This is a genomic window from Nocardia grenadensis NBRC 108939 (assembly GCF_001613445.1).
Lineage (GTDB): Bacteria > Actinomycetota > Actinomycetes > Mycobacteriales > Mycobacteriaceae > Nocardia > Nocardia grenadensis.
This window is the reverse complement of the sequence record NZ_BDCJ01000011.1, coordinates 22,645-45,254: the sequence shown is the minus strand read 5'-3', so window position 1 is coordinate 45,254 and position 22,610 is coordinate 22,645. Positions and strand designations below refer to the sequence as shown.

Genomic DNA, 22,610 nt, shown 5'->3' with positions numbered 1-22,610 from the left:
CCGGGCACTCCGGCCGCCCACGATCGACGAACAGAACCGGGTGGCGAGGAGCTTCCTCGTCGCCCGGTTCCGGCTCGCGCGGTTCGCCCGGTCGGGCTCAGACCGCGGCGGTCGCCAGCGCCTCGGTGGCCTGGACGGCCTGCCCGACCCCGGCCACGATCGCCGCGGCACGCAACGCCTCGAAGATCACCTCGCGCGAAACACCCGCCTCACGCAGCGTGTGCTCGTGCGCTTCCAGGCAGTGCCGGCAGCCGTTGATCGAGGACACCGCGAAGGACCAGAGTTCGAAATCGGCCTTGTCGACGCCGGGGGCGCCGATGATCTGCATGCGCAGACCGGCCCGCAGATCGTCGTACTTACCGTCCAGGAACGCCTTGCTCCGGTAGAACACATTGTTCATGCCCATGATGGAGGCGGCGCCCAGCGCGGCGTTGTAGGCCTCGGCGGACAGCACATCGGCCGCCTCTTCGGCGATCTCCCGCAGGGTCGCCGTGGAACGGGTCGCGGCGGCCGCGGCCAGTAGGGTGCCCCACAGCTGCTGCTCGTTGAGCACCGTCGTCCGCGAGATGGACGAGAGGTTGAGCTTGAGGTCCTTGGCGTACTCGGGAAGCGAGCTCTTCAGATTGTCGATACTCACCAGTTCTCCTTCCGCTCAGACGCTCGCGGCCAGCAGTTCGCGCGCGTCGATGGTCGGGTCGCCCTTCTTCCAGTTGCAGGCGCACAGCTCGTCGGACTGCAGCGCGTCCAGCACCCGCAGCACCTCGTCGACATTGCGGCCCACGGAACCGGCGGTCACCGACACGAACTGGATCTCGTTGTTCGGGTCGATGATGAAGGTGGCGCGGTCGGCGACGCCGTCGGCATTGAGAACGCCGGTGGCGGTGGCCAGTTCACGCTTGAGGTCGGACAGGATGGGGAAGGGCAGGGTCTTCAGGTCCTCATGCTGGGCCCGCCACTGGAAGTGCACGAACTCGTTGTCCACGGACGCGCCGAGGACCTGGGCGTCACGGTCGGCGAACTCCTCGTTCAGCTTGCCGAACGCGGCGATCTCGGTCGGGCACACGAAGGTGAAGTCCTTCGGCCAGAAGAACACGATCCGCCACTTGCCCGCGTGATCGGCGCTGGTGACCCGGGTGAAATAGTCGTCCGGCTGCTGAGCGTCGACCTTGGACAAGTCACCGCCGATCACCGCGGTGAGGTCGTAGGCGGGGAACTGGTCGCCGATGGTCAGCAGGGGCATGCCCGAAACTCCTTCTTGTATCAGTGGTACCGGCGTGGTCGATTTCCAGCCGGTAAGGCGAAAGCTCGTAACTAATCTTGCCGAAACACCGGCAAAAGGCAAAAGTGATGAGTGGCACTAGACTGATAGGTATGTCCGATCAGTCTTATCAGCCCACCCTGTCGCAGCTGCGTGCGTTCGTCGCGGTCGCCGAATACCGGCATTTCGGTACGGCCGCGGCCCGGCTCGAGGTGAGCCAGCCCACGTTGTCGCAGTCCTTGGCCTCACTGGAAAGCGGACTCGGACTGCAGCTCATCGAGCGCAGCACCCGGCGCGTACTGGTGACCGCGGCAGGAGCCCGGCTGCTCCCCGACGCCACGGCCACGCTGGAAGCCGCGGACCGTTTCCTGGCCTCGGCGACGGGTGAAACCCTCGCCGGGGTACTCCGCATCGGAATCATCCCCACTGCAGCCCCCTACATCCTCCCAGCTCTGCTGCCCACCCTGCATCGCAAACTTCCCGCGCTGACCCCGCAGGTGATCGAGGACAAAACGGCCCGCCTGATCGACGAACTGCGCGCCGGACTGCTCGACGTCGCAGTGCTCGCCCTTCCCGCCGAGGCTGCGGGTCTGGTCGAGATTCCGCTGTATACAGAGGAATTCGTTCTGGTGACCCCCGCCGGCCACGCATTGGCCGGTCGGGCCGATCTCGAACCCGCGGCGCTGAGCGCGCTCCCGATGCTGCTCCTCGACGAGGGGCACTGCCTGCGAGACCAGACCCTCGAGCTGTGCCGTTCCACGGAAGTCCACCCGGGCGGGGTCGGGGACACCCGCGCGGCGTCGTTGTCCACGGTGGTCCAGTGTGTGGCCGGGGGGCTCGGGATCACTCTCATCCCGGAGATGGCGGTCGCGGCCGAGACCGGCCGCGGCGCACTCGAAACCGCACGTTTCGCGAATCCGGCGCCGGGACGCACTCTCGGCTTGGTCTTCCGTGCCTCCAGCGGCCGGGCCGACGACTACGCCTACCTCGCCGAAATTATCTGCACCCAGCGGCCGTTCTGACCCTTTGTGTGCTTCCGCCGGGTACGGGGGTCGGGTGCAATGCCGCGAGTCGGCGGATCGAGGTGGGTGTCAAGTCGCGGTGGTGGGTTTCGGGTGATCTGAGATGGGACAGGGGAACTGCGGGTAGAGAGGTTGTCGACCGAGATCGTCCTCGTTGCAGGAGCTCCACTGTTCGTTCGCACCGCGCACAAGGAAACATCGATCGTAAAACCTATAAAACCCGCATCAGCGTGCACCCCTACCCGGTTGACAACCGGACAGAAACACTAACTGCGCTGCATTGCCGTTAACCTGGGTGATAGATATCGACGGCACTGCCATTGGCAGCGTAAAGGTCATCCGTACATCTGCATCATCTGATAGAAGAACATGATCGAGGTGTTGAACGTATCACCGAAATGGAGGACAAGTCCGTTCATCATGGCTGCGTCTCTCCTTCAGTAAGGGAAGTGGCACTGGGAGGTGCTGCGCTATCTCGGGGCCAATGATACTGGTCCGGCGCTGACTACACCAGAGATCCCCGTGGGGCGAGGTCGGTGCCGGATCAACCGAGGTTCTGCAACATTTGATACATGAGGTTGAAATCTATGTTAAAGACAGGGCCGAGATGAATTACGATAGACCCCAGCATTGTGGCAATTTCCTTTCTTGTACCTTGCCGACCTCTCGTCTCTTTTCGCCGGACCGTGCAGGATGACGCCAGCCATAAAACAACTGAACGATCACCACATGGCGTCGAGTGTCGAGTGCTGCGCGAGGAAGTCCGATCGGAACCCGCTCTTCCGAACTACCTGAGCTCTTTCCCGCCGCTGCATCCGGCTCCGCTGCTCAGAATCTACACGACCAAGCGGTTGTTGCTGTCATCTACGGTAAAGGCGCGGCCGACCTTTGATAAAGACACGCGCCACCGCTCTCTGCTCGGTCGACGCCACACAAGTTCCAGCACCGTTGGAGTGAGCAGCATCCGGATCGAGGTGGCGTCCAGCACCATTTTCACCGCCGCCTTGTACGCCGCCCGCGATCGGGTCATCCAGGCTGACGGTGTCATCGCCGCCGCACCGTCGATTCATCGGCAGCGCTGTCCTGGCCGATCCGCTACCGGCCCGCCGGATACGCACCGGCCCGCGCGTGGTCAACGCGGCATCACTTGCGCGGAGTCGGCGAGCGGGGTCGGCTGTGCCGGGGTCAGTTGCCACCGGCTGCGTCCGAGTGGTCCGCAATATCGAGGACGGCGAGAAACGCCGATGCCGCCGGGCTGCGGGAGAAGCTGTTCCAGATGAGGTACTCGACCCGGGCGGGGGCATCGGCGACCTCGACGGTGACCACGCCGGTGAGCTGCGGTGTGTAGGCGGAAGGCAGCATGGCCACGCCCAGGTCCTGTTCGACGAGGCGGGCGATGTACTCGGCGGAGGACACCTCGAAGGCGACTTCACGGTCGATTCCGGCGGCGGCGAACGCCTGATCGGATTGCGCGCGCCCGGCGGTCCCGGCCGGGAGGTCGACGAAGGTTTCGGCGGACAGGCGCAGCAGGTCGACCGAGGCCTCGCGGGCGAGTGGATGTTCGGGAGCGACCACGGCGACCAGGCGATCACGGGCGAGTTCGTGAGCAGTGACACCGCGAGGACGCGCGGTGGTCGGCAGACCGAGAAAAGCGATATCGAGTGCGTCTTCGCGTACCTGATCGGTGAGCTCGTCGCTTGCCCCCATCCGGAGGCTGATCCGGACATTCGGGTAACGGCCGCGGAACTCGCGCAGCGCGGCGGGGAGGTCGACCGCGGTGACCGAGGGAATCAGGCCGACAGCGAGCCGGCCGCGCACCTCGCCCACTGCGGCGGCGGCCGCGGCGACGGCGCGTTCGGCGGCGTCCAGGCATTGGCGCGCGGCCGGGAGGAACGCAACGCCTGCGGGGGTCAGCCGGACCCGGCGGCTGGTGCGCTCGAACAGTTTCGCGCCGAGTTCGCGCTCCAGGCGGGCGATCTGGTGGCTGAGCGCTGATTGGACGACCAGGCAGCGCTGGGCGGCTCGGGTGAAGTTGTGTGTTTCGGCGACGGCCAGCACATAGCGCAGCTGTTGCAGCTCCATGGGATCAATCTTGTATCGAGATCGTTCGAGTGACAAACATGTGTTGGACTCATCGAAATCGCGGAGCGAGACTTCGAGAGTGAAAAGTCCAGCTGCCCAAAAACTCCCCGCGGGCGTCGGGGATTCGCGCCGGGGCGATCTGCCCCGGGCCGCGCTCACCGCGTTCGCGCCGGTCGCCTGGGGCACGACCTATATCGTCACGACCGAGCTGCTCCCGCCGGGGCATCCGTTCTTCGCGGGTCTGCTGCGCGCGCTACCGGCCGGACTCATCGCCCTGGCGATCACTCCGACCCTGCCGCGCGGAGCGTGGTGGGGCCGGGCCGCGGTCCTGGGGGTGCTCAATATCGGCCTGCTGTTCCCGCTGCTGTTCATTGCGGCCGAACGGCTGCCCGGCGGGGTCGCCGCCACGCTGGCGGCCGCGCAACCGCTGGTCGTCGCGTTGCTGGCGGTAGCCGTGCTGCACGAGAGCCCGTCGGGGTGGCGGATGGCCTGGGGCACGACCGGATTGGTGGGCGTCGGTCTGGTGGTGCTCGGACCGGCCGCGGCGTTCGACCTCATCGGGGTCGCCGCCGGACTGGGCGGCGCGGCCTCGATGGCGCTGGGCCTGACGCTCACCAAACGTTGGGGCCGGCCCGCCGGGGTGGGCCCGACCGCTTTCGCCGGTTGGCAGCTCACGGCGGGCGGGCTCTTCCTGGCGCCACTCACGCTCCTGATAGAGGGCTCTCCGCCGGCGATCGGGCTGTCCGCTGCATTCGGGTATCTCTGGCTCGGCCTGTTCGGTGGGCTCATCGCCTATGTGCTGTGGTTCCGCGGTGTCACCACCCTGCCGGTGAACTCCGTCGCGATCCTCACACTGCTCTCGCCGCTGGTGGCCGCCGTTCTCGGTGCCGCCCTGCTCGGCCAGACCCTCGGCCCGATTCAGCTGGCGGGGTTCGGGCTCGCGCTGGCCGCGATCGTCGCGGGCCAGCTTCCCGGGCCGGTCAGGCGGCGCGGCACCCCTGTCACTCTCGCGACGAAGGAGATATCACGATGAAGATCGTTGTCGTCGGAGCCGCCGGGATGGTCGGTTCCCGGGTCGTCGCCGAAGCTGCTCACCGCGGACACGACCCGGTGGCCGTCTTCCGGAACGGGCGACCGGTCCTGCTGCCGCCCGGTGTGGTCGCCGTACAGGGTGACGCGAACGATCGCTCGCGGATCAGCGAAATATCGGCCGGTGCGGATGCTGTCGTGGTCGCCACCCGGCCGGTTCCCGGCCAGGAGCATACGGTGGCCGCGAGCACCCACACGCTCCTACGACAGCAGCGCTCCCGTGCTCTACGGTAACGGCCGCTTCATCCAATGCCCCGCGGTCGACCGCTATCACTTCAACGCCGAAGGGCTGATGGAAGAGGGCGAAACCCGCTACGACGCCTTCGATCACCCAGCGCGGTGGAATACTCCCGCGCGACGACAGCTGGCAGTTCAAGGCACTCATGTCGGCCTCGAAGATCCCGGCGCTACTGCAGCGCATCAAGTTCTAGCCGGCATTCAGGTCAGCGAACGGATTTCGGCGATCACGTATTCGGCTACCGAAGCGCCGCGAATCGCCGAATTCTGTTCGTCGCCGATACCCGAGCCGCGGAACGCCTCCACCGATTCCAGGTCCACCCAGCGCTCGAAGATATTGATGCGCGCAGGATCGGTGAGATCGGGGCTCAGTGCGAAATCCAGGCAGCCGGGCGTCGAGCGGGCCTGCTCGACCACCCCGATGCACCCGTCGAGGTAGGCGGCGCGGGCCGATGGATCGACGGTGAGATGTCCGGCGACGATGAGCATGCTGTGTCTCCCTGGGTATCCGGTGATGTCACCGTTCCCGACGGGTCGACACGGGCGAACTCATCGCTGATCCGCCAGCGAATCACCCGGCGCGAGTGGGCCGTCCGATGGCGGACCCTATCCGCCGGCGGACGCAAGCGATCAGACCCGAGACCCGAACCGTTCCAGGACGGCACTGGCCTCCTGGGTGGCGGTGCCCTCGGCGGCGAGATGCGCCATGGCTTCCGGGATGGGGCGGCCGTGGTGGGCCATGGCCTGGGCGTACAACCGGCCCGCGCGGTAGGAGGACCGCACCAGCGGTCCGGCCATCACTCCGGCGAAACCGATTTCCTCGGCGAGCTTCGAATGCTCCACGAACTCCTCGGGTTTCACCCAGCGGTCCACCGGGTGATGGCGCGGCGAGGGGCGCAGGTACTGGGTGATGGTGAGGATATCGCAGCCGGCCTCGTGCAGGTCGCGCATGGCCTGGGTGACCTCGTCGGGGGTTTCGCCCATACCGAGGATCAGATTGGACTTGGTGACCAGGCCGTCGGCGCGGGCCGCGGTGAGTACCTCGAGCGATCGCTCGTAGCGGAAGGCGGGGCGGATCCGCTTGAACACCCGGGGCACGGTCTCCAGGTTGTGCGCCAGTACCTCCGGGCGGGAGGAGAAGACCTCGGCGAGCTGATCCGGTTTCGCGTTGAAATCGGGGATGAGTAGTTCGACGCCGGTGGCCGGGTTGAGTTTCTTGATGGCCCGCACGGTTTCGGCGTAGAGCCAGGCGCCGCCGTCCTCCAGGTCGTCGCGGGCGACGCCGGTGATGGTCGAATAGCGCAGGCCCATGGCCTGGACGCTCTCGGCGACCCGGCGGGGTTCGTCACGGTCCAGCGGCGAGGGCTTGCCGGTATCGATCTGGCAGAAGTCGCAACGCCGGGTGCACTGTTCGCCGCCGATGAGGAAGGTGGCCTCGCGGTCTTCCCAGCATTCGAAGATATTGGGGCAGCCCGCTTCCTCGCAGACCGTATGCAGACCCTCACGTTTCACCAGGCCCTTGAGCTCGGTGTATTCCGGGCCCATGGTGGCGCGGGTGCGGATCCAGCCGGGTTTGCGTTCGATCGGGGTCTCGGCATTGCGGGCCTCGATACGCAGCAGTTTGCGGCCGGTGGGAGCTTGGGCGGAGGTCATGCTGCGTCCATCGGGCATGAGCGAGGGCCCTCCGTGGTTACGCTGCGCTGCCGCCTCCGGGCCTGACTCGCTCATGCTGTTGCACCTTTCGGATCGCGTGCCGCGGTGGCGGCGGCGTGGTCCGCGACGGCCGGGGTGGCGGCCCGCGGGATATCGTGCTCGGTGACCGGGATCGCACCGTCGAGCGCGGCCGGAAGGGTCTCGGCGATACGCGGCGTGACCTCGGCGACGGTGACCTCGCGGCCGAGCTCCTGGCTCAGGCTGGTCGAACCGACATCGCGGATCCCGCAGGCGACGATGGCGCCGAACGCGCCGAGATCGGCATTGCAGTTCAGCGAGATGCCGTGCAGGGTGACCCCCCGCTGTACCCGGATCCCGATCGAGGCGATCTTGCGCTCGGGCAGCAAACCGGACGCGGGCAGCCAGACACCGGAGCGTCCGGGGACCCGTCCGCATTCGACGCCGAGATCGGTGACGGTCCGGATGAGGGCCTGTTCGAGGCGCCGGACGTAGTCGACCACGTCGATCGGTTCGGCGAGCCGGATGATGGGATAGCCGACCAGCTGTCCCGGACCGTGCCAGGTGATCTTGCCGCCTCGGTCCACATCGATCACGGGGCTGCCGTCGGTGGGCCGATCGGCCTCCTCGGTACGGCGGCCGGCGGTGTAGACGGAGGGATGTTCGAGCAGGAGCAAGGTGTCGGTACCGGCGCCGTCCGCCCGGCAGGCGGCGAGTTCACGCTGCAGATCCCACGCCTGCTGATAATCGATGAGACCCAGTTCACGCACGTCGACGGGGGTGCTGTCGTAACGAGCCGACCGGGTTGCGGTGCGGGTGTTGTTCACCTTCATGACGTTACGCTCATCTCCAGGCTGAGCTGCATCAGCGTCAGATCCATCCAGCGGCCGAACTTGCGGCCAACCTCCGGAAGTACGCCCACCGTGCGGAAACCGAATCGTTCGTGCAGGGCGATGGAACCGGTATTGCTCGCTTCGATGGCCGCGACCATGGCGTGGATATCACCGGACTTCTCGGCGCGGCCGATCAGCTCGGTCAGCAGGGTGGCGCCGATCCCGCGCCGCTGGAACCGGTCGGCGATATAGACCGAATTCTCCACGGTGTGGCGATACCCGGATTTGGGCCGCCACGGCCCGTAACTGGCGTACCCGGCGAGTTCGCCGCCCACTTCGGCGACGAGTACGGGCCGGCCGTGTTCGGTGCGGTTGCGGAACCAGGCGATGCGCTCGTCCAGCCCGACGGGTTCGTCGTCCCAGATGGCCGTGGTCTCGGCGATGGCGCGATTATGGATCTCCAGGATCGCGGGAAGGTCCTCGGTGCGCGCCTCCCGGACCGAGGTGACGCCGGCGGTCATCGGCCCACCGCGGCGGCCAGTGCCGCGCCGACGGTGGCGTGCCGGAACTCGTACCCCGTGTCCTCGAGCACGCGCGGCAGGGCCCGCGGACTGTGCAGGATCGCTTCCTCCGCGAACTCGCCGACCACCAGGCGCAGCGCGATACCCGGGACGAACAGCGGTGTCGGCCGATTCAGGGCCTTACCGAGCGCGCGGGTGAAGGCGGCATTGGTAACCGGGGCGGGGCCCACGGCATTGAGCGGGCCCCGTACCGATTCGTTGGTGAGCGCATGCCGGATCGCGCCGATCTCGTCGTCGAGCGAGATCCACGGCTGATACTGGCGTCCGCTGCCCAGCCGGCCGCCCAGACCCAGCAGGAACAGCGTGCGCAGTTGCGGAAGCATGCCACCGGCGCCGGTGAGTACGACCCCGCTGCGCAGCAGCACCGTGCGGGTCCCGGCCTCGGCGGCCGCGTGGGTCGCGGCCTCCCAGTCGCGACACAGCGTGGGCAGGAAACCGGTTCCCAGCGGGCCGCTCTCGTCCACCGCGCGCACGCCGGTATCCCCGTAGTAGTGGACGCCGCTGGCATTGACCAGCGTCGGGACCCCGGCCCGGGCCACCGCCGTCGCGAGGACATCGGTCGGGGTGATCCGGCTGTCGCGGAGCAGTTGCTTGTACGCGCCGGTCCAGCGTTTGTCGCCGATACCGGCCCCGCACAGGTTCACCACCGCGTCGGCGCCGTCCAGGATCCGCGGATCGAGTTCACCCTGGGCGGGATCCCAGTGACGCTCGTCGGGCGCGGCGGCCGGGCGCCGGACCAGCCGGATCACCTGTTCCTCGTCGCGGCGCAACGCCGCGACGAGCGCGGTTCCGATCAGTCCGGACGAACCGGCCACCACAACCGACATCGCCATCGCCCCTTACAGGCCCAGATCGGCCTCGAACGCCGCCTCTTCGAGGCGGTGCCGGATGGTCGTGAGGAACCGGCCGGCATCCGCGCCGTCGACGAGGCGGTGATCGTAGGTCAGCGGCAGGTAGCACATCGAGCGGACGCCGATGAACTCGCTACCGGACTCGTCGGTGACCACGGTCGGGCGCTTCACGATGGCACCCGTGCCCAGCATCCCCGCCTGCGGCGGGACGAGGATCGGGGTATCGAACAGGGCGCCCTGGCTGCCGATATTGGTGATGGTGAAGGTGCCACCGGCCAGCTCGTCCGGCTTCAGGCCGCCGGTGCGGGCCCGGTTGGCGATATCGGCGATGGCCCGGGCCAGGCCGGCCAGCGACAGGTCGCTGGCATTGTGGATCACCGGGGAGAGCAGGCCCTGTTCGGTGTCCACCGCGATACCCAGGTGCACCGACGCGTGGTAAGTGATCTCCTTGCTGTTCGCGTCGTAGCTGGCATTGACGTTCGGGTGCACCCCGAGCGCCTCCACCACGGCCTTGGCGAAGAACGGCAGGAAGGTCAGGTTCACGCCCTCGCGCTTGGCGAAATCGGCCTTGGCCCGCTTGCGCAATGCGGCGATCTTGGTGACGTCGGCCTCGTGCACCTGGGTGAGCTGCGCGGTGGTCTGCAGCGACTCCAGGGTCTTGGTCGCGGTGATCTGCCGGATCCGATTGGCCTTCTTTGTGGTTCCGCGCAGGGCCGCCAGCGCGGGGCTGGGGGCGGCGGCCGCCTTGGCCGGTGCCGCGGCGGCGGGCGCGGCGGCCGCCGGTGCCGCGGCGGCCGGAGCCTTCTTGGCCTCGGCGGCGGCGAGCACATCCTGCTTGCGGATCCGGCCGCCGACCCCCGAACCGGTGACCGACGCCAGGTCGACGCCGTTCTCCTCGGCCAGTTTGCGGACCAGCGGGGTGACGTACGGGGTGGCGCCGTTACCGGCGGCGGCCGGGGCGGGAGCCTGGGCGGCGGGGGCCGGAGCGGCAGCCGCGGGTGCGGGAGCCTGAGCGGGGGCAGGTGCCGGTTCCGGGGCCGGTGCGGGAGCCGGGGCCGGCGCGGGAGCCGGTTCGGGCTCGGGGGCGGGCGCCGGTGCGGGAGCCGAACCGCTCGCGGGAGCGCCGGAGCCGATCACACCGAGCTGACCGCCGACCTCGACCACATCGTCTTCCTGCGCGGTGATCTCCAGCAGGGTGCCCGCGACGGGGGACGGGATCTCGGTGTCGACCTTGTCGGTGGAGACCTCGAGCAGCGGCTCGTCGACCGCGACCTCGTCACCGATCGCCTTGAGCCACCGTGTCACTGTGCCCTCGGTGACCGATTCGCCGAGCTCCGGCATCTTCACCGAGGTACCGGAGGCGGCGGAATCGGCGGCGGAGGCCGGGGCCTGGGCCGGGGCGGGCTCCGGTTCCGTGGGGGCCTGCTGGGTCTGCTCGGCGGGAGCGGACGTGGGTTCGGCGGCGGCCGGTTCGGGAGCCGGGGCGGGCTCGGCGGCCTCGCCGGCGTCACCGATGACACCCAGTTCGCCACCCACCTCGACGACGTCGTCCTCATTGGCGACGATCTTCGTCAACACACCCGCCGCGGGGGACGGGATCTCGGTGTCGACCTTGTCGGTGGAGACCTCGAGCAGCGGCTCGTCGACCTCGACCGTGTCTCCTTCCTGCTTCAGCCACCGTGTCACCGTTCCCTCGGTGACGCTCTCACCAAGAGCGGGCATCTGGACGGAGAAGGCCATGTCCGTTGACTCCTCTAACTGCTCGACGGGTCTACAACAGTTCGTTCCGGTGGAATCCTGTCGCGGGTCGCGGCGGTGTTCCAGCCGGCGTTCATTCTGCGCGGCGCCGGAGATCCGTGTGGTTGTTGTTCCGTCCACCATCCTTGCATTCGCCGCGCGACGCGTTTACCGGAGGGCATCCAATTTTGGTAGCTGGCACCATGGAATCACCGCCGGATCCGGCGGGTTTCGGGTGGTCAGCAGGAGGTCGGCTGCAGTGGGTTTGCTGGACCGTTTCCGTCGTGTCAGGGCCGGGCGCAGCGGAGTTTCCGGAGGTCGGGGCGGGGAGACCCGTTATCTGCGCGAATGGGTGCGCACACATACCGGGGTCGAGGGCTTTGTCGAACCGAAGACCACTGTGACAGATGTCACGGTCGTGCTGGTTGCCGTAGATGGTGAATGGACCCGGCGGGTCGTCGGCGAAGGCGGCGCCCGCCGCCTCGCGCGGGATCTGAAGATTCCCGTATACGACGTCGAGCGGACCGGGTATCCGCAGCGTATGCGCGATTACGACGCACGCCGGCGGATCGAGCGCAGACGGGATGTCGAGCGCGAACTCGGCGAGCCGTGACCTCCCACCGTGCCGGGACCGGGTGGGCACGCCACTGTTCCGGCCGGTGCCGCTCGCATGGCCCGAGCCGCGCGGGGCACGTGCGTCCTGCCGAATCTCGCGGCCGGTTCGGCTGCCTGCGGGATCGTCGGTAACCAGGCGCGCGCAGTGGCCCGGCGAGCCCGGATCTCGGAGGCCGGGCGCGCCGGTCGGCCCGCCGGCGGAAGCGCCAGCGGCAGCGCCAGCGGAAGCGCCAGCGGAAGCGCCGGGGCCGCGCCGGGGCCGCGCCGCCGCAACTCGGCGGCGCGGCCCCGGCCCGTTCTCGGTTGCTGGGACGACCGGACGGCCGCCCGGCAAACCGCCGGCCGCTATTCGGCGGCGATATCCTCCAGTACGGCGATGAGGGTGCGGACCGGGACACCGGTGCCGCCTTTGCCGATGTAGCCGAAGGGCCCACCGGTGTTGTACGCCGGGCCGGCGATATCGATATGGGCCCATTCCACGCCCTCGGGCACGAATTCCTTCAGGTACGTGCCGGCGACGAGCATGCCGCCCCACCGATGCGATGTCGCGTTGACCATATCGGCGACCTTGGAGTCCAGATCGGCGCGCAACTCCTTGGGCAGCGGCATCGGCCAGCCGTGCTCACCGACGGCCTGCGAGATCCGGGCCACCCGGTCGCGGAATTCGTCGGTACCCATCACACCCGGGGTGCGGGTGCCCAGCGCCACCATCTGGGCGCCGGTGAGCGTCGCGACATCGATGAGATAGTCCGGGCCGTCCTCACCGGCGCGGACCATGGCGTCGGCCAGGATGAGCCGGCCCTCGGCGTCGGTATTGGTGACCTCGATGGTGGTACCGCCGTACTGGGTGAGCACATCACCGGGCCGCTGGGCGGTACTCGACGGCATGTTCTCCGCCATCGGGACCGTCGCGATCACGGTGACCGGCAGGCTCAGCCGCGCGGCGAGCAGCGTGGTCGCCACGACCGCGGCCGCGCCGGCCATATCCGAGGTCATGTTCTCCATATTCGCGGCCGGTTTGATGGAGATACCGCCGGTGTCGAAGGTGATGCCCTTTCCTACCAGCGCGACCTTCTTCTCACCGCCCCGGTAGGTGAGCCGGACCAGACGCGGCGGACGCGACGAACCCTTGCCCACCCCCAGCACGCCGCCGAAACCGCCGTCTTCCAGGGCCTTCTCGTCGAGTACCTCGACCTCGAGGCCGGCGCCCTCGGCCAGCAGGGCGCTGCGGCGGGCGAATTCGGCCGGGTACAGATGGCTCGGCGGGGTGTTCACGAAATCACGGGCGGTGGCCACCGCTTCGGCGGTGAGCTGGGCGCGCAGCAGCGCGTCGCCGCCGAATTCGGGTTCCGGGACGAGCAGTTCGATACGGGCCGGCGGCGCGGCCTCCGGCTTCGGCGCGGACTTCGCGGAGCGGAACTCGGTGAAGGAATAGGCACCGAGGTAGAAACCCTCCACGGCGGCGCCGATATCCAGACCGGACAGGGTGGTGACCGCACGCGCGACCCCGGTCAGGGAGCGGGCAGCGACCCCGGCGCTGCGGCGGATCTGTTCGGCGTCGATATCCGCGGCGGCGCCGAGACCGACGGCCAGCACGCTGGCGACATCGTCCAGGCCGGCGGGCGCGGGAATCCGGACCAGCTGTTCGGCCTTGCCCGTGGCGCCGACCGCGGTCAGCTGGTCGAGCAGCCGGGTACGCACATCGGTGTCGAGCACATCGCCGAAGAGGTCCTCGGGGACGAGGACGGGACCGTCATCGGTGGTGGCCAGGCCGACGACGAGGACATCGGTGCCGGGTTCGAGGGTCTGGGTACGTGCCAATTCCGGTCCGAGCGGACGATCTGCGACTGCGGTCATGACCCCCAGGCTATTCGGTGGACCCGGTACGGCGTGCCGCGACGCCGTCCAGCAGCATGTCCACCGCGTCGGTGAGCAGTTCGTCGAAATCGAGGTCGGGCGGCGGGCCGGTGGGGCCGAACGCCTTGTACAGGGCCGGGCGCGCGACCGGGTCGACGAGCGCGGCCACTTCGGCGGGCACGTCGGCGGTCGCTTCCGGGCCGCCGATCCGGTCGGACCGTTCGGCGGTCCACACCAGGGCCAGCCCCTGCACCAGCGCGGAGTAACTCAGATACGTCGAGATCAGCTGTGTCCTGGACAGGTCCGGTTCGTCGAGCGCGCTCAGCGTCCGTTCCAGGGTGTCGAACAGGGACAGGCCCAGCGGCGGGCGGATCCGGGCCAGCACCGTGAGAATCCACGGATGCCGTCGGTAGATCTGCCATTCCTGTTGTGCCTCGTACCTGATCCGGGCCCGCCGGTCGACCAGATGCGGCGGCGGTGGTGGGGTTTCGGCGAGCACCAGATCGGTCATGGCGACGAGTAGCTGGGCCCGGTCGTCGAAGTACCGGTACAGCGCGGCGGTGGCCACCCCCAGCTCGCCGGCCAGGCGGCGCATCGTCAGGCCGTCGGTGCCCGCACGGTCGGCCAGGGCGACCGCCGCGTGGGCGATCACGAGTTTCGACAACCGTTGCGGCCGCGGGCGCGGCGGGGCGGCCGGTGCCCGGCGCCGGGCCCGGTAGGCGCGGGCCTGGCAGGAGCGGGAACAGTACCGCCGCCGGCGGCCGCGGGCCGGTTGCCGCAGGTCCGCACCACATAACGCACACGCTGTCACCGCGCTATTCCATCACACGAAATACCGTGACGAAATAGTGGTTTTCCGCTGATTGAGGACATAAGTTCGCTGGTGGTAACACCATTCACAGGAGGCGGTATGGGAACAGAACTGACCGTGCGGCGCGTCGGAACGAGTGATCTCGAACCGCTGACGGAGGCGTTCCGGAAGGCAACCCTGGACGAGGCGGTCACCGAGTGGATCCTGCGCGACTACCCGGTGGACGAGTTCCTCGACGAATGGGTTCCGCAGATCATCGACCGCGGCCTGCGCGACGACGAGATCTGGGTCGCCGGGGGCGACGGCGAGATCTGGGCGATCTCGATCTGGCAGAAGCTCACCTCGGCCGACCGGCTCATCGCCGAGGCCACCACGATGCGGGGCCACGCGGAACGGGCGCCGGACGTGCGTCCGCTGCAGCGGTCGGCCTATGTGACCGAATTGCTGGCCCGGGAGCATCCGCGCAGGTTCCCGCACAGCTACCTGGAACTGATCATCACCGTGCCGGAGTTCCGCGGGCGCGGTGCGGGCGCGGCCATCCTCACCGAACGGACCCGGCAGTTCCGCGCGGCGGGGCTCCCGGCGTATCTGGAGGCCAGCACCGAACGCTCGTCGCGGCTCTACACCCGGCAGGGTTTCGTTCGCACCGGCGAAACCCACACCCTGCCGGAGGAGGGACCCACATTGATCCCCATGTGGTTCGAGGCCTGACCCGCCGCGGTGGCCGCGGGCCGGGCACGGTGTGATCCCGGCCCCGGCCGGCACCGGGATAAGCTCGCCCGGTGAGTGACGCCGAGCTGCAACAGGGCCCTGTCCACGGAGTGCATGTCGAACTCGGAGCGAAATTCGCCCCGTTCGGCGGCTGGGAGATGCCGGTCTCGTACGCGGGCACCGTGGCCGAGCACACCGCGGTGCGGGAGTCGGTGGGGCTGTTCGATGTGAGTCATCTCGGGAAGGCGACCGTACGCGGTGTGGGCGCGGCCGAATTCGTGAACTCGGCGCTGACCAACGACCTGGGCCGGATCGGGCCCGGCCGGGCGCAGTACACGCTGTGCTGCAATGCCGACGGTGGCGTGGTCGACGATCTCATCGCCTATTTCGTGCGCGACGACGAGATCTTCCTGGTGCCGAACGCGGCCAATACCACCGCGGTGGTGCAGAAGCTGGCAGTGGCCGCGCCGCCGGCGATCACAGTCACGGGGGAACACCGCGACTACGGTGTCTTCGCCGTCCAGGGGCCCCGGTCGGCGCAGGTGCTCACCGCGCTGGGTCTCCCGGTGGATCTGTCCTACATGGCGTTCGTCGACGCGGACTGGTCGGGGCAGCCGGTGCGTGTGTGCCGGACCGGCTACACCGGTGAACACGGTTACGAATTGCTGCCGCGCTGGGACGGCGCCGAGGCCCTGTTCCGGGCGCTGGTGGAGCAGGTGCGAGCGACCGGCGGCCAGGTCGCCGGGCTCGGTGCCCGCGACACCCTGCGTACCGAGATGGGCTATCCGCTGCACGGGCACGAATTGTCGGCCGAGATCACGCCGGTGCAGGCGCGCGCGTCGTGGGCGGTGGGCTGGGCCAAACCGGATTTCTGGGGCAGGGCCGCGCTGGAAGCGGAACGGGCGGCCGGACCGGGCCGCACCCTGCTCGGCCTGGAAGCACTCGACCGCGGGATCCCGCGGGAGAACCAGGACGTGCTGCTCGACGCCACGAAGATCGGGGTGACCACCTCCGGGACCTTCTCGCCGACCAGGCAGATCGGGATCGCGCTGGCGCTGCTGGACCCGGCGGTGCAGGTCGGCACCGAGGTGACGGTGGACGTCCGCGGCCGGTCGCTGCGCTGCGCGGTGGTGCGGCCTCCGTTCGTCGAAGCACACACCAGCTGAGACGGTCGGGCCGGGTCGTCGTGACCGGCTGCGGCGCGGCCGGTACGGACATGCCCGGCACGCGAGACGGACCACCGCGGATTCGGTGCGGACCCAGGACATAGACTGCTGGTCATGACCGCTGCTGCACAGTTCGCCCGTATACCTCATCCTGCGCCCACCCCGGCGCAGCGGGTACAGGAGATTCTGTCGGCGCCCGGTTTCGGCCGCTATTTCACCGACCATATGGTCACCATCGATTACACCGAGGCCGACGGCTGGACCAACGCGGTCGTGGAACCCTACGGCGCCCTGACCCTGGATCCGGCCACCATGGTGTTCCACTACGGCCAGGCGATCTTCGAAGGGCTCAAGGCCTACCGCCAGCCGGACGGGCAGGTCGCCTGTTTCCGGATCGACGCCAACGCGGCCCGGTTCCGCCGGTCCGCGCGCCGCATGGCGATGGCCGAACTCCCCGAGGAACTGTTCATCGAATCGGTGCGCCAGCTGCTCGAGGTCGACGGGGAGTGGGTGCCCGCAGCGGGCGGTGAGGAATCGCTCTACCTACGGCCGTTCATGTTCGCCACCGAAGCCGGGCTGGGCGTGAAGCCCGCCTCCGCCTATAAATACCTGCTGCTGGGCTCCCCGGCCGGCGCCTACTTCCCGCGCGGGGTGAAACCGGTGCGCGTGTGGCTGTCGACCGAGTACGTGCGGGCCGCGCCCGGCGGCACCGGTGAGGCCAAGGTGGCCGGTAACTACGCGGCGTCGCTGCTGGCGCAGTCCGAGGCCACCGCCAAGGGCTGCGATCAGGTGGTGTGGCTGGACGCGGTCGAACGCCGCTATGTCGAGGAGATGGGCACCAACAACCTGTTCTTCGTCTACGGCTCCGGATCGGACGCGCGGCTGGTCACCCCGGAACTGTCCGGGTCGCTGCTGCCGGGGATCACCCGGGATTCGCTGCTGACCCTGGCGGCCGATTCCGGCTACCCGGTGACCGAACGCAAGATCTCCGTCGAGGACTGGCGGGCCGGTGCGGAATCCGGCGAGATCACCGAGGTTTTCGCCTGCGGCACCGCGGCCGTGATCACCCCGGTCGGTTCCGTGTTCGGGCCCGACGGTGAATTCACCATCGGTGGCGGCGAGCCGGGCGAGGTGACCATGGCGCTGCGTGACACGCTCACCGGTATCCAGCGCGGGACCTTCGCCGATGTGCACCAGTGGATGCGGGTGCTCTGACCGGACCTCGCAGTTCACCCGTATACCGAGCGCGGGGCCCGGTGCCCGGGGCCGCGCCGATCAGCCCGGCATGAGGGCGTGCCATTCGGCGAGTGACCGCGGCCGCAGCACATAGTTGTTATCGCGGATCGAGTCCAGGGAGGCGTGCGGGTCCGGGGAGTACCAGTGACCCGGGTAGACCTCCGGATTGATCGGCATATCCGCCAGGTAGCGCAGGCTGCGGAACATGGTGTCGGAGTCACCGCCCGGGAAATCGGTACGCCCGCAACCGTCGATGAACAGGGTGTCGCCGGCGATGAGTTTGCCGTCGACCAGGAAGCACTGGCTGCCCGGGGTATGTCCCGGGGTGTGTAAGAACTCGATTTCGAAGGCGCCGACACTGAGCTTGTCGCCGTGGCCGTGGCCGGTGAGCTCGCTGGGGGCGATGCCGGTGACATCGGCGACCCAGGTCTTCTCCTGATCGTTCACATGCACCGGAACCGTGGCCTGCTCGAGCAGTTCCCGTACCCCGCGCAGGGTGAACCCCATCATGGTGCCGCCGATATGGTCCGGGTGGTGATGGGTGACGAGCACCCCGGACAGTTTCAGTCCGTCGTTCTCGGCGATATCGGCCAGATCGCCGGCCGCGTAGGCGGGATCTACGACGACACAGTCACCGGTGTCCCGGTCACCGACCAGATAGGCGAAATTGCGCATCTGCGTGGCGATCGGATCCCCGACGGCGAAATCACGGCCGGCCAGGAGTTGACGGAAGTAGAAGCGCTCGGCTGACATACCCCCACCTTATGGGGCGCGGTGGACCGGTGAGACTCTGCGTTCGCACTATTGTGGCCTGGCGACATCGGACGGGACCGAGCTTTGTGGACCGAACAGCGTTCAGGTGGCTCAGACAGAGTGGGCAACCAGCGCGAAACCCAGGGCCGCCAGTGCGGTGGTGAGTTCCACCGCCGCCCCGAGGAGATCACCCGAGAGCCCACCGAACCGGCGGACCGCGTGGCCGACCAGGTGGATCGCGGCGGCGAGCGCCACCAGCGCCACCAGCGGCCCGGACCACGGCAGCTCCGGTACCGCGAAAACCGCCGCCGCCGTACCCGCGGCGGCCCAGCCGAGAACCGCGGGACGGGACTGCGTTCCGGCGACCATAGCCCCGAACCAGGTGCCGGGCGCCGGGGCGATCCCGCGGCGGCAGGCGGCGACCACCGCGACTCGGCCCAGACCCACCGCCGCCACGACCGCCGCCCAGTGACCGGTGGCCGCCAGCGTGGTGAACGCCCCCGCCTGGACACCGGCGGCCAGCACGATGGCGGCCACCCCGAACGGCCCGGCGCCCCCGCTCTTCATCACCTCCCGCGCGCGTTCGGGTGACCCATAGACTCCGAGGCCGTCGAAGGTGTCGGCGAGCCCGTCCAGATGCATACCCCGGGTCAGCAGCGCCAGGGCCGCGACCGCGACGAATCCGGCGGCGATCCCTGCGGGCGCGAGCACCCACAGCAGCGCCGCCGCGACCAGACCGAGCCCGAATCCGGCGACCGGGGCGAGCGCGATGGCCCGGCCCGCCGCCCGGCGGTCCACCTCGCTCGGTCCGCGCACCGGCAGCACCGTGAGCCAGGAGAAGGTGAGACGCAGCGGGGTCAGCATCGTGCTCGGCTCGTCGCGGCGGTCACTTCTGCAGATCGACGGTGGCCGGTTCGGCATCCGCGGTGCTGACTCCGGCGTCGGCGAAGGTCGCCATCTCCGCGAGCACTGCGACGGCGGCCCGCAGGACGGGGAGCGCGGTGAGCGCGCCGGACCCCTCACCGAGGCGCATATCCAGATCCAGTACCGGGGCGAGTTTCAGTTTGCTCAGCGCTTCGGCGTGCGCCGGCTCGGTGGACCGGTGGGCGGCCAGCCACCAGTGCGCCGCGCCGGCCGCCAGATCCTCGGCGATGAGTGCGGCCGCGGTGACGATGAGCCCGTCGAGCAGCACCGGGGTGCGTCGGGCGGCGGCCCGGGCCAGGAACCCGGTCATGGCGGCGATATCGGCACCACCGGCGACACGGAGCAGTTCGACACTGTCCCGGGCTACGGGCCGGGCCCGCCACATGGCGTCGCGGACGGCGGCCACCTTGCGCATCCACCCGTGATCGTCCACCCCCGTGCCCCGCCCGACCGCCCGCACCGGTTCGATCCCGGTGAGGGTGGCGATGAGCGCGGTGGCGGGGGTGGTGTTACCGATGCCCATATCCCCGGCGATCAGCAGGTCGGCCCCGGCGTCGATCTCCTCGTCGGCGACGGCCGCGCCGGCGGCGAGTGCGACGGTGACCTCCTCGGCGGTGAGTGCGTCCGCGCGATCGATCGCGCCGCTGGACCGGCGCACCTTGTGGGTGCTCACCGTGGGATCGGTATCGGCGTCCACCGCGATATCCACCACCCGCACGGTGGCCCCGGCGATTCCGGCCAACGCGTTCACTGCGGCTCCGCCCGCCCGGAAATTGGCGACCATCTGCGCCGTGACCTCGCTGGGGTACGCCGAGACGCCGTGCCGCGCCACCCCGTGGTCGCCGGCGAACACCACCACCCGCGCCTGCTCGAACTGTTTCGGCGGGCAGACACCCTGGCAGGCCGCCACCCAGTTGCCCAGCTCTTCCAACCGTCCCAGCGATCCCGGCGGTTTGGTCAGCGACGACTGCCGTTGCTCGGCGGCCGCGCGGGCACCGGCATCCGGCGGGGCCACGGGTGCGAATCCCTCTGTCACTGTTCGAGCCTTCCGATCGGGTGCTGTCGCGGCGCCACCGCGCCGGGATCTCTCTCGGCGGGCGTGTCCACTTCCCGGACAATATTGCCCGGTGCGCGGCGCACGTCGTGCGGTACCCGGGCGGTGGCGCCCCTGCCCGGGGACGGTGCCGGTGGCGAGGTGTCAGCCGCCGATCCGTTCGCGCAGGGTGGCCACCCCCGGACCGTCGAGTTCGGCGCAGTACGCGGCGCGCCCGGCCATCGCCATGACCAGCGCGAGCGTGCTGCCGCGCACCGATGGTCCGGTGCCGGTGTCGAAGGGTCCGTCGGTGGCCCGCAGGTGCAGGCCCGCGGTGGCGGTGCGGCCGGCGACCGTGAAATCGCGCGCGGCGAAGAAACGGGCGACCTCGGTCACCCCCGGCAGCGTCGGGGCGCCGGTCAGTCCGAGCGGGTACCGGATATCGCCGCCGTGCACCACGATCTCGCCGAGCCACGCGGGAGTGTGCCCGGACGGCGCGGTGGTGTTCGTTACCGCCGCGCGAAACCGTTCGAGCGTATCGGCCGGGCCGGCGCCCAGCTGCTCTCGCAGGCGACGCTCATTGTGCAGGTCGGCGTCGAAGCGGGCGCCGATCATGCTGCGGATCCACCGCAGCCGCCCGGTGCTCGCGGCCGCGGTGAGATGGGCGACGACCTCCTGTACCGACCACCGGCCGCACAGGGAGGGAGCCGACCATTGCTGTGGGGTCAGATCGGCCAGTTCGTCGGCCAGGGCGGCCCGTTCCCGATGGATCGCTGCCCAGATGTCGGCGCGCGGCATGGTCTGCACCGCACGATTCAAGCACCGCGCTCCGACATGACCGCGGCAGCGGGGCGGCAGGCCCGTCGCCCGGGATGCCGCCCGAGCGGCCGCGGCTCATTTCAGGCGCAGCGGCAGCCCGGCGACCACGAGAAAAGCCTCGTCACAGACCTGGGCCAGCCGCTGATTCAATGTGCCGATCTCGTCCCGGAACAGGCGACCCGACCGGGTCGCGGGGATCACGCCCAGTCCCACCTCTGGGGTGACGAGCACCAGCCGGTCGCGAGAGCCGGCTACGGCGTCGACGAGAACATCGGTATCCGGCCCGACCGTGCCGCGCGGGGCGTCCCAGGCAGCGCGGGCGTCGAGGCGGGCGGTCAGCCAGGTGCCGATATCGTCGACCAGAGTGGCGCCGGGATGAGGGGTGCGCAGTTCGGCCGCCGGATCGGCGGCGTCGATCACTGTCCACGACGCGGGACGGCGGGCTCGGTGCGCGGCGATCCGGGCGGCGAAATCGGTATCCGCGGGATCCGGGATCGCGGTGGCCAGGTAGCGCACCGCGCCGCCGGTGACGAGGGATTCGGCGAACGCGGATTTACCCGAGCGCGCGCCCCCGAGCACGAGCGTGCGCTGTCCAGAAGGAGGGACGGGTTCGGGCACCCGCGGATCAGATCGCGTCGCCGGGGGAGACCCGCGGCTTGGGCGCGCGCATCTTGCGCATCTGGGACGCGCGTACGAACGCGTACCAGCCGAGCCGGAAACCGGTATCGGTGGATTTCGGGAAGCGCTCCCGCACCCGACGGTTGACGACCCGGCCGAGCAGGAAACCCTCGGCCATCATGAAGACCATCATGACCAGCATGGCCAGCGTGACGATCGACTGCCACGCGGGAGCCGCGAACATGGACAGGATCAGCAGCAGCGCCATCGGCATGAACAGGCCGACCAGGTTGCGGCGGCCGTCGACGATATCGCGGACGAACGCGCGTACCGGGCCCTGATCGCGGGGCAGCAGGTATTTGTCCTCACCCGCCAGCATCCGGGCGCGCCGGTCCTGGGCGGCGGCACGACGCTCGGCGGAGGCCGCCTTGCGGTCCTCCTTGGAACCGCGCGTCTCCTTGCGCCGGGCGCGCGCTTCCTTCGATGTCATGGGGGGCGGGGCGACCGGCCCTCGGCGCCTGCCCTCGGCGTCGCGCCGACTCGGGGTGGGCCGGCCCTTGCCTGCCGTGGGCGCGGCCTTGGCCGAGGCCGCATCGGCCTCGGTGGCGCTCGCGGTGGCGGTCGCGGCCCGCGAGCCGTCAGCGGTCACATCGGTACCGTTGGGCTCACCGCGTCGGAACAACTTCACGGTAACCAGGCTAATCGG

24 protein-coding genes are annotated in these 22,610 nt (G+C 69.3%); 7 read left to right on the top strand and 17 right to left on the bottom strand.

What is annotated here, in order from left to right; translation table 11 throughout:
• Positions 1–97 precede the first annotated feature (97 nt).
• Both ahpD and NGR01S_RS13655 read right to left on the bottom strand, forming a co-directional pair.
• Entirely contained in the window at positions 98–637 is a 540-nt protein-coding gene (gene ahpD / locus NGR01S_RS13660) for an alkylhydroperoxidase, AhpD family (protein ID WP_063036680.1), read from the bottom strand.
• Positions 638–652: 15 nt separating this feature from the next.
• Entirely contained in the window at positions 653–1,240 is a 588-nt protein-coding gene (locus NGR01S_RS13655; RefSeq protein WP_063036678.1) for a peroxiredoxin, read from the bottom strand.
• 131 nt (positions 1,241–1,371) lie between these two features.
• Here NGR01S_RS13655 and NGR01S_RS13650 point away from each other — a divergent pair, with 131 nt between their 5' ends.
• Positions 1,372–2,280 carry a hydrogen peroxide-inducible genes activator gene (locus tag NGR01S_RS13650; RefSeq protein WP_063036676.1) on the top strand — a complete coding sequence of 303 codons (909 nt, stop codon included), beginning with the start codon at positions 1,372–1,374 and terminating at the stop codon, positions 2,278–2,280.
• 1,185 nt (positions 2,281–3,465) lie between these two features.
• Here NGR01S_RS13650 and NGR01S_RS13640 read toward each other — a convergent pair.
• A complete protein-coding gene (locus NGR01S_RS13640; RefSeq protein WP_063036672.1) occupies positions 3,466–4,362 on the bottom strand; it encodes a LysR family transcriptional regulator in 897 nt (298 codons plus the stop codon).
• A gap of 79 nt (positions 4,363–4,441) precedes the next feature.
• On the opposite strand from NGR01S_RS13640, the gene NGR01S_RS13635 reads away from it, so the two are divergent.
• Together NGR01S_RS13635 and NGR01S_RS13630 are read left to right on the top strand one after the other, a co-directional pair.
• Positions 4,442–5,395, top strand: coding sequence for an EamA family transporter (locus NGR01S_RS13635; protein ID WP_245664580.1), 954 nt, complete (start codon positions 4,442–4,444; stop codon positions 5,393–5,395).
• Entirely contained in the window at positions 5,392–5,685 is a 294-nt protein-coding gene (locus NGR01S_RS13630; protein WP_063036670.1) for an NAD(P)H-binding protein, read from the top strand. The genes NGR01S_RS13635 and NGR01S_RS13630 overlap by 4 nt, the downstream gene beginning before the upstream one ends.
• A 204-nt stretch (positions 5,686–5,889) precedes the next feature.
• Here NGR01S_RS13630 and NGR01S_RS13625 read toward each other — a convergent pair whose 3' ends face one another.
• The 6 genes from NGR01S_RS13625 to sucB form a co-directional block, all read right to left on the bottom strand.
• Entirely contained in the window at positions 5,890–6,177 is a 288-nt protein-coding gene (locus NGR01S_RS13625; RefSeq protein ID WP_063036668.1) for a putative quinol monooxygenase, read from the bottom strand.
• A gap of 141 nt (positions 6,178–6,318) precedes the next feature.
• On the bottom strand, positions 6,319–7,341 hold the full coding sequence (lipA, locus tag NGR01S_RS13620) for a lipoyl synthase (protein WP_063036666.1): 1,023 nt from the start codon (positions 7,339–7,341) through the stop codon (positions 6,319–6,321).
• Between the two features lie 71 nt (positions 7,342–7,412).
• On the bottom strand, positions 7,413–8,192 hold the full coding sequence (lipB, locus tag NGR01S_RS13615; protein WP_063036664.1) for a lipoyl(octanoyl) transferase LipB: 780 nt from the start codon (positions 8,190–8,192) through the stop codon (positions 7,413–7,415).
• The gene (locus tag NGR01S_RS13610; RefSeq protein WP_063036662.1) at positions 8,189–8,713 is read right to left on the bottom strand and encodes a GNAT family N-acetyltransferase; all 525 of its coding nucleotides are present in this window, start codon (positions 8,711–8,713) and stop codon (positions 8,189–8,191) included. The genes lipB and NGR01S_RS13610 overlap by 4 nt, the downstream gene beginning before the upstream one ends.
• Positions 8,710–9,600: a TIGR01777 family oxidoreductase gene (locus NGR01S_RS13605; RefSeq protein WP_063036906.1), complete on the bottom strand. Its 891-nt coding sequence runs from the start codon at positions 9,598–9,600 to the stop codon at positions 8,710–8,712. The genes NGR01S_RS13610 and NGR01S_RS13605 overlap by 4 nt, the downstream gene beginning before the upstream one ends.
• Before the next feature lie 12 nt (positions 9,601–9,612).
• Complete coding sequence (gene sucB, locus NGR01S_RS13600; RefSeq protein WP_063036660.1) at positions 9,613–11,364, bottom strand: 2-oxoglutarate dehydrogenase, E2 component, dihydrolipoamide succinyltransferase; 1,752 nt, start codon at positions 11,362–11,364, stop codon at positions 9,613–9,615.
• Positions 11,365–11,620: 256 nt separating this feature from the next.
• On the opposite strand from sucB, the gene NGR01S_RS13595 reads away from it, so the two are divergent.
• The gene (locus NGR01S_RS13595; RefSeq protein ID WP_063036658.1) at positions 11,621–11,974 is read left to right on the top strand and encodes a hypothetical protein; all 354 of its coding nucleotides are present in this window, start codon (positions 11,621–11,623) and stop codon (positions 11,972–11,974) included.
• A 347-nt stretch (positions 11,975–12,321) separates the two neighbouring features.
• Here NGR01S_RS13595 and NGR01S_RS13590 read toward each other — a convergent pair whose 3' ends face one another.
• Together NGR01S_RS13590 and NGR01S_RS13585 are read right to left on the bottom strand one after the other, a co-directional pair.
• Positions 12,322–13,833: a leucyl aminopeptidase gene (locus tag NGR01S_RS13590; RefSeq protein ID WP_063036656.1), complete on the bottom strand. Its 1,512-nt coding sequence runs from the start codon at positions 13,831–13,833 to the stop codon at positions 12,322–12,324.
• A 10-nt stretch (positions 13,834–13,843) separates the two neighbouring features.
• Positions 13,844–14,644: a TetR/AcrR family transcriptional regulator gene (locus tag NGR01S_RS13585; RefSeq protein ID WP_063036654.1), complete on the bottom strand. Its 801-nt coding sequence runs from the start codon at positions 14,642–14,644 to the stop codon at positions 13,844–13,846.
• Between the two features lie 99 nt (positions 14,645–14,743).
• Between NGR01S_RS13585 and NGR01S_RS13580 the strand changes: the two genes are divergently transcribed.
• The 3 genes from NGR01S_RS13580 to NGR01S_RS13570 all read left to right on the top strand — a co-directional run bounded on the left by NGR01S_RS13580 (position 14,744) and on the right by NGR01S_RS13570 (position 17,736).
• Positions 14,744–15,355, top strand: a complete 612-nt coding sequence (locus tag NGR01S_RS13580) for a GNAT family N-acetyltransferase (RefSeq protein WP_063036652.1) — start codon at positions 14,744–14,746, stop codon at positions 15,353–15,355.
• Positions 15,356–15,426: 71 nt separating this feature from the next.
• Complete coding sequence (gene gcvT, locus NGR01S_RS13575) at positions 15,427–16,521, top strand: glycine cleavage system aminomethyltransferase GcvT (protein WP_063036650.1); 1,095 nt, start codon at positions 15,427–15,429, stop codon at positions 16,519–16,521.
• A gap of 114 nt (positions 16,522–16,635) precedes the next feature.
• A complete protein-coding gene (locus tag NGR01S_RS13570) occupies positions 16,636–17,736 on the top strand; it encodes a branched-chain amino acid aminotransferase (protein ID WP_063036648.1) in 1,101 nt (366 codons plus the stop codon).
• A gap of 60 nt (positions 17,737–17,796) precedes the next feature.
• Here the strand turns inward: NGR01S_RS13570 and NGR01S_RS13565 are convergent, their stop codons facing one another.
• The 6 genes from NGR01S_RS13565 to NGR01S_RS13540 form a co-directional block, all read right to left on the bottom strand.
• Complete coding sequence (locus NGR01S_RS13565) at positions 17,797–18,510, bottom strand: MBL fold metallo-hydrolase (RefSeq protein WP_063036646.1); 714 nt, start codon at positions 18,508–18,510, stop codon at positions 17,797–17,799.
• A 111-nt stretch (positions 18,511–18,621) separates the two neighbouring features.
• The gene (locus NGR01S_RS13560) at positions 18,622–19,374 is read right to left on the bottom strand and encodes an adenosylcobinamide-GDP ribazoletransferase (RefSeq protein WP_063036644.1); all 753 of its coding nucleotides are present in this window, start codon (positions 19,372–19,374) and stop codon (positions 18,622–18,624) included.
• Positions 19,375–19,396: 22 nt separating this feature from the next.
• The gene (gene cobT, locus NGR01S_RS13555) at positions 19,397–20,470 is read right to left on the bottom strand and encodes a nicotinate-nucleotide--dimethylbenzimidazole phosphoribosyltransferase (RefSeq protein WP_063036642.1); all 1,074 of its coding nucleotides are present in this window, start codon (positions 20,468–20,470) and stop codon (positions 19,397–19,399) included.
• A gap of 162 nt (positions 20,471–20,632) precedes the next feature.
• Entirely contained in the window at positions 20,633–21,265 is a 633-nt protein-coding gene (locus tag NGR01S_RS13550) for a maleylpyruvate isomerase family mycothiol-dependent enzyme (protein WP_063036905.1), read from the bottom strand.
• Between the two features lie 96 nt (positions 21,266–21,361).
• Positions 21,362–21,904, bottom strand: a complete 543-nt coding sequence (locus NGR01S_RS13545; protein WP_063036640.1) for a bifunctional adenosylcobinamide kinase/adenosylcobinamide-phosphate guanylyltransferase — start codon at positions 21,902–21,904, stop codon at positions 21,362–21,364.
• A gap of 7 nt (positions 21,905–21,911) precedes the next feature.
• Entirely contained in the window at positions 21,912–22,592 is a 681-nt protein-coding gene (locus NGR01S_RS13540) for a DUF3043 domain-containing protein (protein ID WP_063036638.1), read from the bottom strand.
• Positions 22,593–22,610 lie beyond the last annotated feature (18 nt).